The sequence below is a fragment of the Herbaspirillum sp. Sphag64 genome (genome assembly GCF_014192645.1).
GTDB lineage: Bacteria > Pseudomonadota > Gammaproteobacteria > Burkholderiales > Burkholderiaceae_D > Herbaspirillum.
In genome coordinates this window covers 480,429-490,570 of the sequence record NZ_JACHYE010000002.1, presented here as the reverse complement: position 1 = coordinate 490,570, position 10,142 = coordinate 480,429, and the positions used below count along the sequence as shown (strand labels likewise).

The following is a 10,142-nucleotide window of genomic DNA, read 5'->3' as shown; positions in this document are numbered from 1 at the left end:
ATGTGATGGAGTCGGGCCTGATTACGATGAATGGCCTGGCCAAGGACATGCTCGATGATCCGCGCGTGAAGGCGGCTTATTTGGGGGAGGGGTGATTACCTGATTAGCTTACTCAGGTGTTAACCAATGAGCGGCTTGGGCATTGTTGGCCCAAGCCGCTTTTGTGCTTTCTGGAGCGTCAGTCGGGCGTCTGCTCAGCTCGTCATGCTTGTTGGTTGCTGGTTGCTGAGCAGTTTCAGAATACGTTGAGCACGTGCTTTGTCCGCAGCATGGTTCTCCCTTGCTTCGTGTCGGCAGTTTTTTGCGTCCATTCCCTTGAGCGCTTTGCATTCCTGGAGTGACTGTGCATAAGCTGCACGGGCCTCCTTGAGCAGATTTCGGTAATGCTTTTTAGGGGTATCGTCCTGTTGATACCAGCGCGGAGGATCGTTCTGGGATACGTCTTCTTCCGCTGCGGCAGCGCGCGTGGGCATGGATGATGTCATGATGCCGAGACCCAGCGTGAGCGATAGCAATAGGTGCATTCGGTGAGTTATTCTTATCATTTGGTCTCCTTCCAATTAATCCAAAAACGGTGACTGGATGTACGCCGTATATCATACCTTTACATAGAACCTGCGTTGCCTTTGTACGCTGCCCACGCCACTAGTATCCAGCTGGCGAGGAATGCCAGTCCGCCTATGGGGGTAATCGCACCGAGCAAACGTATTCCACTCAGTGCCAAAGCATACAAACTGCCGCTAAAAATAACGATGCCAACAAACATGGCGCTGCCAGCCCATCCAAGGAGCATGGAACTGAATTTTGGGATCAGTAAGGCGATCAGGAACATGCCCAGAGCGTGCATCATCTGATAGGTTACTGCTGTGTGCCAGATTGCCAGCATCTCGCTATCGAGCACCTGTTTCAAACCATGTGCACCGAATGCGCCAGCGGCGACAGCGATGAACATATTGATGGCGGCAAGAATGACCAGAAGACGTTCGCTCATGTTGGATAGCCCGAATAGATGTAGTCTGGGCGTATTGTAATGGTACTGTTATCGTTGTGTGGCGTGGATTGTTGTGTTCAGTAATTGGTTTGGTTTCAGGCGCCGAAAATTGGCATGAGATGCATGATCGAGTCACGCCACTCTCTGGGTTCCGGTTGACCGTTGGCTTTTTTACTCAGGAAGCTCGCAATGTGCGTGCCCTGACGATTAAATAATTCCAGAGAAGTGATGATGCCATCCGTGGTCGGTTTTTTGGCAACCCACACAGAATCAATGTGATCCTCCCGCAGCAGCATGCGGAATCCCGTGTTCATGATCTTCAGGCGCGAATTTTTTGTTCCGACCTTTTTAATCTTCCCGTAGTAGGCTTGTACGACTCCAGCATTGCCAACCTGTGCAAGGATTGCGGTGCCGATCTCTGTCATGCGCTGGAGAATGATGCGGGCTGAGTCGTTGGCGACCTGATAGGCAAATGCTTTACCGGCCAGTCTCAGCTTGCGGAGCCGTTGTTGGTCGAAGATTTCCTGGCGCTGCAGGAAGTCACTATGGTTGTGTGCATGTGCCCATTCGGCGCGCAAGGCATCGACATCAATCTGGGAAATCTGCGATGCGGGTTGTGTTTCCACGGCGGGCGCCAACTGTACTGGGGTTAACTGTTCGGTTGCAGCATGGTCGGCAATGAGGCGTTTCAATGCGGTGAGATCACTACCTTGGTCCATGATGACCTTGTGCATCATACTGCCGTGCCGGTCGAAAAACTGCAGGCTGTGTCGTTGCGTACCAGTCGTCGAATCGCATTCTTCCAGAGCGTAACCGTGTTCCCACTGCGGATAAAAGATACGCATATGGGTAGACTCCGCTGGTGCTAGCTGTAACTCGTTCTGAACATACAGCGCACCACTGACATTGTCTTTTTCTAGCAGTGCTGACTCGTTACGGGTCAATTCAGTAAGATTGCCGAGTGTGGCAAGGTGCTCCAGCAATGGCGCGAATTGGCCGTTGAGACGGACTGCGCTTGGATGCAGTGCAATACGTTGTACATCCGTAAGATGGGGGAGTTGCTGATCGTCAAAGGGCCATGGACGCATCATTTTTCCTTCTTTTGTGAGGGGTGGCGAGAGACAGTCGATCTAGGGCAATTTTTTGTCTCAGCAGTTCCGCATCAAGCATTAAGCTCCAGTAGTTCTTCACTAATTACAATCCGCTGTCGATAGAGAGCTGAGCATGTGCGAAGTTTTTGCGATAGGAGGCATGCGAATCAGTATCTTTCAAATAAGAACTGTTCTCATTTATTATTGACGGTGCGACGCCAAATAGCAAGCTCGGTTATGTTTTATTACAGAAAGTTGATGAGGATCTTTTGTTGGCTGTAAGAGATCTGTTTGAAATGTGTCCGTATGTAAGACCTTTGGCGCAGGCCTCGGTGATTGCTTATAGTGGACTCGTCTCCTCTGATTCTCCTCTTGAATTGGATTTCACGCCGGCCTGCACAGGTCGGCGTTTTTTTGTGCATTTGTAGGAAGCTAGGGCGGTAGGAAAATGCCAGTTGATTAACGCAACGCTTCTCTCCGCCAGATTTAGTGTTTGCTGTGAGGCGGGTTCCAGCTAAATGCATCGTCAATTGCCGATTTTACTTTTGAAATTTCCTGACGTAATTGGTCCAGATCTCTATTTGACTGACATGCAGGGACGTTCAAATCGTTTTCCGATTCGTTCAGTGCCGTCAGAGCACGATTCATTCGAGGATGTCCATGACTACCGAGATAAGGTGCTTTCTCTTTTCCAGGTGTTGGCGTTAGTTGAGGATCACCGTGCAAGCGCTCAAATTCGCCAAGCGCGGCCTCAATCGAATCGATTGCCCGTTGTCGGGCAGGCCCGAAATTGTCTTTCGAGCTCTTCAAATAGACGCTCGTCACTTCCAAGTTGTCACGGAGTCGTTGAATGTTATTGGCGGGGCCTAGGCAATGCAAGAGATCTGCGGGCCCCTGTGAGCTCGATTGTGCACAGGCTGATCCGGCACAAATCATCACTGCTGCAAAAACTCCGATGTGAGGTGCTCGAAACAAGAAGCCATTGTGAAGATCGAATCTCATTGAATATGTTCTCGATACGTTGCGGGAAGTCTGGCGCCTGATATGCCGTGCAGGAGGGCATAAATCCGCTACCGATCTCCGCACATCGGCTTTTTTCAAGTTGCCCATAATCTGCTTATTTGTAAATCTGGATTTTTCATGGCGAGCCCTTCAATAGCACAGCCATTAACTTTACATGAGGATACTTTTACAGGGGGGGCAGTCGTGCAGGATAGATTGAGCTGCAACGAAAATGAGATGTTGGCAAGCGAGGCCGACATTTGCTGGATGGCTTTATTCGCAACAAAAAACAAAGGAGGTTACGATTTCTCGTAACCTCCTTGTTTGCTGCTGAATTTCTGGTAGGCCGTGCGGGACTCGAACCTGCGACCAACGGATTAAAAGTCCGCTGCTCTACCAACTGAGCTAACGACCCGAAAGACCGCTATTATAGACACTAACGTTTGCGCATGTCAAACGGATGGCATCAATTATTTCAATGCTGCCAATCTTTCCTTGCCGGTTTGTGCCGCCGGACTATCAGGATATTTGGCTATCAAGGTTTCCAGTGCCTTGCGCGCGGAGGCTTTGTCCTTCAATTCTGTGAACGAACTGGCAATATTGAGTAATGCATCGGCAACCTTTGGATTGTCAGGATAGTTTTTGACAACCGTCTGTTGTGCAGCAATGGCGCCCTTGTAATCGCGCTGTGCATACAGTGAATTTCCCATCCAATATTGGGCCGAAGGTGCGTAACCAGACTGCGGATAACGCTTCAGGAAATCGCCGAAGGCCGTGCTGGCACCTTTGTAATCACCACCTTTGAAGACATTGAGTGCGGCATCGTAGGTTTTTTGTTCGGTGACGTCGACGCTGACTTCTTTACCATCGACATTGACCTTTTGCGGCTCCAGCTTGGTCAGGCGTGAATCCAGATCGACATAGAAGTCTTTCTGGCGCTGCTGCGTATTGGAGAGCTCATTGGTCAACACTTCAATCTGACCGCGCAGCCTTGCCACTTCCTGGCGCAATTGGTCGTTTTGATCAGACAAGCTCAGTACGCTGTTCTTGTCCGCCTTGTTGGCGACATCCTTTTGCAGGGCCTCAACCTGACTGCGCAGATCGAGAATGGCTTTGCGGGCATCGTCATCGCTGAAAAGGCCGGCATGGGCTGTCATCGGCAAGTAAGCCGCAGCAGCCACGAAGGCCGCTGCGGACACCGATTTCAGCGCAGTTTTGAAAGAAGTGCGCATGGTTCAGATCTTTTTAGTAAGCGATGTCAGCACGACGGTTTTCAGCCCAAGCTGCTTCGTCGCTGCCCAGAGCCTTTGGCTTTTCCTTGCCGAAGGAAACAGCTTCAACCTGTTCGTCCGATACGCCCAACAACACCAGTGCCTTACGTACGGCTTCTGCACGCTTTTGACCCAGTGCCAGGTTGTACTCGGCGCCACCGCGATCATCGGTATTACCCTGGATGATGATCTTGCGATCCTTGTGTGCATTCAGGTATTTGGCGTGCGCTTCCACCACAGGACGGAACTCTTCCTTGATGGAGTAGCTGTCGTAGTCAAAGTAGATGCTGCGCTTGGCCAGAATGCTTTGCGGATCGTTGAGTGGATCAGCATTGGCATCGCCATTGTTGACAGCATTTGCATCAGCATTGCCGGTGGTGCCCATGGTGTGGTTTTCCACCGGAGCGCTCTTGTCGTCAAGCTTGGTCGACGAGCATGCTGCCAGCAATACGGCAGCCGAAAGAATGATTGCTAAGGAACTGAATGTACGCATCTGAAACTCCTGGTCGTGAATGAATGTGATTAAGAAATTACTTCAAGAATGGTCCCCAGCTTGGCTCTCTGACATCGCCAACCTGCATGGACAAGCTTTGTTTGACCCGGCCGTCTGTGGATACAACGGCAAGCGCGCCACGTCGACTCGATTCGGTCGCATAGATAATGTATTTGCCGTTCGGCGCAAAGCTGGGCGACTCATCCTTGCTGGAGTCCGACAAACGTAACTCCTGACCGCTGTTCAGGTCGAGTGTGTACAGCTGGAATTTACCTTCGCGCCGGGAAATGTAAGCCAGAACTGTGCCATCGGGAGAGATGCGTGGGCTGATGTTGTAGCTGCCATTGAAAGTGACGCGCTGTGCATCGCCACCATTGATGCTGATCTTGTAGATTTGCGGTCCGCCACTGCGGTCACTGGTGAAGTAGAGCCAGTTACCGTCAGGTGAGAAGCGTGGTTCGGTATCGATACCTGTGCTATTGGTGACGCGGCGCAGTCCACTGCCATCGGCGTTGATGATGTAGATCTGGGTCAGTCCGTCACGCGTGAGTGCTACTGCCAGGCGGCTACCGTCAGGGGACCAGGCAGGTGCCGAGTTGCTCCCCTTGAAGTTGGCGACCAGCTTGCGTTCTCTGGTGATCAGATTTTGCGTAAAAATAACTGGCTTGCGGGCTTCGAAGGAAACGTAGGCAAGCTTGGTGCCATCCGGTGACCAGACAGGCGAGATGATCGGCTCGGAGGAGCGCAATGCGACCTGCACGCCATCGCCGTCGGCATCGGCAACTTGTAATTGATAATCTCTGCCGACACGCGTCACGTAGGCAATGCGAGTGGAAAAGATGCCGGGAATGCCGGTCAGCTTTTGGTAAATGTCATCAGAGATTTTGTGTGCGGTCAGGCGGATCAATTGTGGTTGGCTGCCAAACGACAGCGCTGACAGTTGGCTCGCCTTGATATTGTCAAACAAACGATAGCGCACATCGAAGCGGCCATCGGCAAGGCGTTGTACGCTGCCGACGGCGAGTGCATCAGCACCGCGCTTTTTCCAGTCGTCGTAATTAATTACTGAGGCATCCGATAAGGAGTCGCTGGTGTCAATCAGTTTGAAGATCCCACTGCGCGTCAGGTCTGCCTTGACGATCGAAGTAATGCGTTGAGGTGCAGTATCTTCGCCAGGGAAGCCGGCAATCGCAACCGGTATTTGGGTCGCGCCTACGCCGGAAATGTTGATCTGCAATTGGGCATGTGCCACGCAGGAAAATGTCAATCCCATTGCGGCCAATGCCAAGACTGTCAGCTTGCGTGTCGTGCGAATCATTTGTCGGTGTCTTTCGGTTGATATCTAACGGGGAAGCCGCTTGGCACCTTGCCATCGGTATCGGCAGGGAATGGTTGCGATTTGGTGATGCCCTGCTTTACGGCCTCATCGAAACCCGGAACGCCGGAAGGTTTGGTCAGCCGAATACTGCGGATCGACCCATCGGGAAACAGATCAACAGCATATTCCACAGGAGGGTTTCCTGCCAACCCTGGAGGGATGTCGAACCGTGTATTGGAACGGATCAGCATCGCGATTTTGGTACCGTAGTCTGCATTGCCACGAGGGCCTTGCGACTTCGCTGCGGTTCCATTGCCGCCGCTGGCGCTCGTGGCCTGGTTCATCATGCGTTTCAGGTCATCCTGATGCCGTTGCTCGGCAGCCTTGCTTTCAGCAGCCTGCAGCTTCTGTTGGCGTTCCTTGGCAAGTTTGTCGGCGTCAGCCTTCTTCTTGGCATCGGCGTCTTCTTTCTGTTTGGCGAGCTTCTTGTCGGCTTCTTGTTTTTCCTTTTTCAGGCGGTCAGCCTTGTCCTGCTTTTCACGCGCCAGACGTGCTTGATCCTCTTGCTCACGCTTGGCCTGTTTTTCCTGCTCAAGCTTGGCCTGTTTTTCCTGCTCAAGCTTGGCTTGCAACTCTTGCTGCTTACGTTTTTTTTCCTTTTCTTTTTCCAGGGCAATATCCGGCTTCACCACAGGTATTTCTTCTGCCTTAGGTGGTGGCGGAGCGGGCTCTGGTTCAGGAGCTGGTTGTGGCGCCGGTGGTGGTGTTGGGTCTGGCTCGGGGAGCGGTGCCGCTTCCTTGATCTGAGGATCCCAGATTTCTGCCTCGACAGCCAGTGGTGTTTTGTTTTGCCAACTGATACCGATCCACAAAAATGCCAGTAGCGCCCCATGCACGATCAGCGCCAGTGTGATGGCACGCCAGCGGCCGGGTGCTCTGGGGACTTGGTAAGGAGACGATCCGCTCATATTACTTCGTGGCTAATCCAACGCGCGTAATGCCTAATTTTTTGGCTTCGGAAATGATCTGAATAACCTCGTCGTACTTGATTTCCTTGTCCGCAGAGATCATCACAGGCAGATCAGGGCTGTCACTGTGGATGGCTTGCAACCTTTGTGTCAGATCACTGCGGCTACTTGCAGTCTGCGTGTCACCACGCTTCGGCCCGGTAATCTTGATCGTGGCCTTGGCATCCGGTTTGAGTGCAATTTCAATGTATTCGCTCGGCGGTACGCTTGACTTACCCGCAGTGGGAAGGTTGATCACGCTGGGATCGTTGACCGGTGCCGCCACCATAAAAATAATGAGCAGCACCAGCATGACGTCGATGTAAGGAACGACGTTGATTTCCGATTTGAACTTGCGGGCTCGTCCCCCGCGCATGGAGGAACCAGCCATTAGCGTGCCTGACGTTGCAAGATATTGGAAAACTCTTCGATGAAGCTTTCAAAGCGGATCGCCAGGCGATCGATGTCATGCGAGAAACGGTTGTAGGCGACGACTGCCGGGATCGCAGCGAACAGGCCAATGGCTGTTGCAATGAGTGCCTCGGCAATGCCAGGAGCAACCGCAGCAAGAGTCGCCTGCTGGACGTTTGCCAAGCCGCGGAATGCATTCATGATGCCCCAGACCGTACCAAACAAACCAACGTAAGGAGAAACCGAACCAACCGAAGCCAGGAACGCCAGGTGCGATTCAAGTGCATCCATTTCGCGCTGGTAGGCAGCGCGCATGGCGCGACGGGCACCGTCGAGCAAGCCAGCAGGATTGATCGGAGCACCTTTGCCAACCTGGGTCTTGGCTTTATTGAATTCGCCCATGCCTGCCTGAAAAATGCGTTCCAGCGCGCCGCCATGGCCATCACCTTTACGACGATTGGACAGTGAGTCCTGATATAGCGCGATCAGATTGCCGCCGGACCAGAAGGCACGTTCAAATTCCTCAGTCTGAATACGGGCGCTGCGGACCGTGAACATTTTTCGGAAAATATAAGTCCAGCTGAATAGCGAAGCCAACATCAGCAGCGCCATGACTATTTGCGCAATAAGGGAAGCGTTGCTGATCAGTGCAAAAAAGGAAAGATCTTGGGTAACAGTCATGTGGGGAGGTGATTCAATCAGAGAGCCGACATTGTACGTGCTATTTTTTCAAGCGCTTTCGCAGCGTTTGTAAAGATCTCGCAACAGCATGTATCAATGCCTCGAACGCAAACTGATTAAATGCAATCAAATGTTGATAAACGAATAATTCAAATCTACTAAATATCTTTATGCATCTGCTCGACCAACTCTTCAGGTATCGGCTGAGGACGGATCGTTTCGGCATTCACACAAACGATTGTGACCTGACCGTTCGCCAGCAGTTGTTGCTGATCTGACGCCTTGCCTACTCGCCACGCCTTCTGTGTAAAGGTCAGCGAAGCCGTGCGCAGTTCTTTGATGGTCACGGTGATCTTCAGTTCATCGTCTAGTCTTGCCGGTGCCATATACTCGACAGAGGCTGCTTTGACGACGAAGATCAGTCCTTTTTCATCCACCAACTGTTGTTGCGAATAGCCCTTGGCACGCAACCACTCCGTGCGGGCGCGCTCAAAGAATTTCAGGTAGTTGGCATAAAAGACGACGCCACCAGCGTCCGTGTCCTCATAGTAGACCCTTAACGGCCAGGAGAAGACTTGGTTGACGTCGTCGCCAATACTATTGCTTGCGTTTGTCATCTTGCGGGAGATTTCAGCCTGTGCGTTTGATGTTCAGTGCGCCGAAACCTTGGCAGGTTGGCATCAGTTCGATGTAGTTGATATTCACGTGTGCAGGCAGTGTTGCCACCCAGTAAGCTGCTTCGGCAATATCTTCTGCGGTCAGTGGCGTCGTGCCTTCGTAGACTTTTGCTGCTGCTGAGTCATTGCCTTTGAAGCGTACATTCGAGAATTCCGTACCACCGCATAGTCCAGGTGCGAGATTGGTAGCGCGTACACCTGTGCCAACCAGGTCGGCACGCAGATTCAGTGTGAATTGATCGACGAAAGCCTTGGTCGCACCATAGACGTTGCCGCCTGGATAGGGGTAGGCGCCAGCGATGGAACCAAGATTGATGATGGTGCCGCTACCGCGTTTGACCATGTTAGGCAACACAAAGTGAGTAACTGTGACCAGGCCTTTGACGTTGGTGTCAATCATGGTCTCCCAATCTTCCAGTGCTACCTGATGCGCGGGCTCCAGGCCGAGCGCGAGTCCGGCATTGTTGATCAGCACGTCGATTTGCTGCCAGTCTGGAGGCAGGCTTGCCAGTGCAGTGCTGATTGATTGTTTGTCTGTCACGTCCAATGCCAGTGGCAGCAATTTGTCGCCGAATTCCTTTGCGAGTCCGTCGAGGCGCTCCTTGCGACGGCCGGTAGCAATGACCCGATGTCCATTTTTGATGAATTTACGCGCCATTTCAGCGCCAAAGCCTGCAGTTGCCCCTGTAATCAAAACGATCATCTGTATTCTCCGGTAAATCGGGTGGTTGTTGCGCGCAAAACAGGCCTTGCGGCCGCGAAAGCCTGAAATTGTAGCCCAAAGCATGATTTTCGTTGCACCAGTCTGTTACGCAACGTCCACGCTTGCCGAGCAAGTGAGAATCTTGCCGAATCGGTTGCCTTCCCTTACAATGCATATACCATTTCGTCTCACGTAACTGGCGAAAGCCCGGACCTGTTCCGGGCAAGATGGGTATCCATCGGGAAGCGTGAGATTTCATGGAATTGATGGCGATTCTGTTGTGCATCTGACGCAAAGACTGCTGACATCACCATCGGTTCCAAGCCGTGCGCCTGGGCAGCCCTGTAATGGAACGTACGACTGAGGCTGCCTGCAATTCCCATACTTTCTGGCCCTCATTCGAATTGGAAGTCGCGTTGTGGCGGCGTGCCTCGAATATTTGCAGGCAATGTTGCCCCGGTTCGTCTTCAGGCACACCCTTATCCATTGGAGAAATC

At 52.2% G+C, this 10,142-nt stretch carries 12 protein-coding genes, 1 tRNA gene, 1 pseudogene and 1 riboswitch; of the genes and pseudogenes, 1 reads left to right on the top strand and 13 read right to left on the bottom strand.

Annotated features, from left to right (window positions below):
* A pseudogene (locus FHW66_RS07160) lies at window positions 1-95 on the top strand (ABC transporter ATP-binding protein); the annotation flags it as partial.
* A gap of 99 nt (window positions 96-194) precedes the next feature.
* Here FHW66_RS07160 and FHW66_RS07155 read toward each other — a convergent pair.
* The 13 genes from FHW66_RS07155 to FHW66_RS07095 form a co-directional block, all read right to left on the bottom strand.
* Window positions 195-545, bottom strand: a complete 351-nt coding sequence (locus tag FHW66_RS07155; protein WP_255458852.1) for a hypothetical protein — start codon at window positions 543-545, stop codon at window positions 195-197.
* A gap of 59 nt (window positions 546-604) precedes the next feature.
* Window positions 605-991, bottom strand: a complete 387-nt coding sequence (locus tag FHW66_RS07150; protein WP_183379064.1) for a DUF423 domain-containing protein — start codon at window positions 989-991, stop codon at window positions 605-607.
* A 95-nt stretch (window positions 992-1,086) separates the two neighbouring features.
* Window positions 1,087-2,079 carry a ChuX/HutX family heme-like substrate-binding protein gene (locus tag FHW66_RS07145; RefSeq protein WP_255458861.1) on the bottom strand — a complete coding sequence of 331 codons (993 nt, stop codon included), beginning with the start codon at window positions 2,077-2,079 and terminating at the stop codon, window positions 1,087-1,089.
* Window positions 2,080-2,568: 489 nt separating this feature from the next.
* Window positions 2,569-2,892 carry a hypothetical protein gene (locus tag FHW66_RS07140; protein ID WP_183379062.1) on the bottom strand — a complete coding sequence of 108 codons (324 nt, stop codon included), beginning with the start codon at window positions 2,890-2,892 and terminating at the stop codon, window positions 2,569-2,571.
* 531 nt (window positions 2,893-3,423) lie between these two features.
* Window positions 3,424-3,499: transfer RNA gene (locus FHW66_RS07135), tRNA-Lys, on the bottom strand.
* A 55-nt stretch (window positions 3,500-3,554) separates the two neighbouring features.
* Window positions 3,555-4,316 (bottom strand): tol-pal system protein YbgF, encoded by a 762-nt coding sequence (gene ybgF / locus FHW66_RS07130; RefSeq protein ID WP_183379061.1) that lies wholly within the window; start codon window positions 4,314-4,316, stop codon window positions 3,555-3,557.
* A gap of 13 nt (window positions 4,317-4,329) precedes the next feature.
* A complete protein-coding gene (pal, locus tag FHW66_RS07125; RefSeq protein WP_183379060.1) occupies window positions 4,330-4,848 on the bottom strand; it encodes a peptidoglycan-associated lipoprotein Pal in 519 nt (172 codons plus the stop codon).
* A gap of 37 nt (window positions 4,849-4,885) precedes the next feature.
* Entirely contained in the window at window positions 4,886-6,166 is a 1,281-nt protein-coding gene (tolB, locus tag FHW66_RS07120) for a Tol-Pal system beta propeller repeat protein TolB (protein WP_183379059.1), read from the bottom strand.
* Complete coding sequence (gene tolA, locus FHW66_RS07115; protein ID WP_183379058.1) at window positions 6,163-7,134, bottom strand: cell envelope integrity protein TolA; 972 nt, start codon at window positions 7,132-7,134, stop codon at window positions 6,163-6,165. Before tolA ends, tolB begins: the two co-directional genes overlap by 4 nt.
* A gap of 1 nt (window position 7,135) precedes the next feature.
* Window positions 7,136-7,564, bottom strand: a complete 429-nt coding sequence (locus tag FHW66_RS07110) for an ExbD/TolR family protein (RefSeq protein ID WP_183379057.1) — start codon at window positions 7,562-7,564, stop codon at window positions 7,136-7,138.
* Complete coding sequence (tolQ, locus tag FHW66_RS07105) at window positions 7,564-8,265, bottom strand: protein TolQ (protein WP_183379056.1); 702 nt, start codon at window positions 8,263-8,265, stop codon at window positions 7,564-7,566. The genes FHW66_RS07110 and tolQ overlap by 1 nt, the downstream gene beginning before the upstream one ends.
* Window positions 8,266-8,423: 158 nt before the next feature.
* Complete coding sequence (ybgC, locus tag FHW66_RS07100) at window positions 8,424-8,882, bottom strand: tol-pal system-associated acyl-CoA thioesterase (protein ID WP_183379055.1); 459 nt, start codon at window positions 8,880-8,882, stop codon at window positions 8,424-8,426.
* Window positions 8,883-8,895: 13 nt separating this feature from the next.
* The gene (locus FHW66_RS07095; RefSeq protein ID WP_183379054.1) at window positions 8,896-9,645 is read right to left on the bottom strand and encodes an SDR family oxidoreductase; all 750 of its coding nucleotides are present in this window, start codon (window positions 9,643-9,645) and stop codon (window positions 8,896-8,898) included.
* Between the two features lie 182 nt (window positions 9,646-9,827).
* A riboswitch (ZMP/ZTP riboswitch) is annotated at window positions 9,828-9,990 on the top strand.
* Window positions 9,991-10,142 lie beyond the last annotated feature (152 nt).

What these genes read in the sequence shown, in the direction of transcription:
- FHW66_RS07155 (WP_255458852.1), bottom strand. Translation starts at nt 545, where the DNA reads ATGATAAGAATAACTCACCGAATGCACCTATTGCTATCGCTCACGCTG.
- FHW66_RS07150 (WP_183379064.1), bottom strand. Translation starts at nt 991, where the DNA reads ATGAGCGAACGTCTTCTGGTCATTCTTGCCGCCATCAATATGTTCATC.
- FHW66_RS07145 (WP_255458861.1), bottom strand. Translation starts at nt 2,079, where the DNA reads ATGCGTCCATGGCCCTTTGACGATCAGCAACTCCCCCATCTTACGGAT.
- ybgF (WP_183379061.1), bottom strand. Translation starts at nt 4,316, where the DNA reads ATGCGCACTTCTTTCAAAACTGCGCTGAAATCGGTGTCCGCAGCGGCC.
- pal (WP_183379060.1), bottom strand. Translation starts at nt 4,848, where the DNA reads ATGCGTACATTCAGTTCCTTAGCAATCATTCTTTCGGCTGCCGTATTG.
- tolB (WP_183379059.1), bottom strand. Translation starts at nt 6,166, where the DNA reads ATGATTCGCACGACACGCAAGCTGACAGTCTTGGCATTGGCCGCAATG.
- tolA (WP_183379058.1), bottom strand. Translation starts at nt 7,134, where the DNA reads ATGAGCGGATCGTCTCCTTACCAAGTCCCCAGAGCACCCGGCCGCTGG.
- FHW66_RS07110 (WP_183379057.1), bottom strand. Translation starts at nt 7,564, where the DNA reads ATGGCTGGTTCCTCCATGCGCGGGGGACGAGCCCGCAAGTTCAAATCG.
- tolQ (WP_183379056.1), bottom strand. Translation starts at nt 8,265, where the DNA reads ATGACTGTTACCCAAGATCTTTCCTTTTTTGCACTGATCAGCAACGCT.
- ybgC (WP_183379055.1), bottom strand. Translation starts at nt 8,882, where the DNA reads ATGACAAACGCAAGCAATAGTATTGGCGACGACGTCAACCAAGTCTTC.
- FHW66_RS07095 (WP_183379054.1), bottom strand. Translation starts at nt 9,645, where the DNA reads ATGATCGTTTTGATTACAGGGGCAACTGCAGGCTTTGGCGCTGAAATG.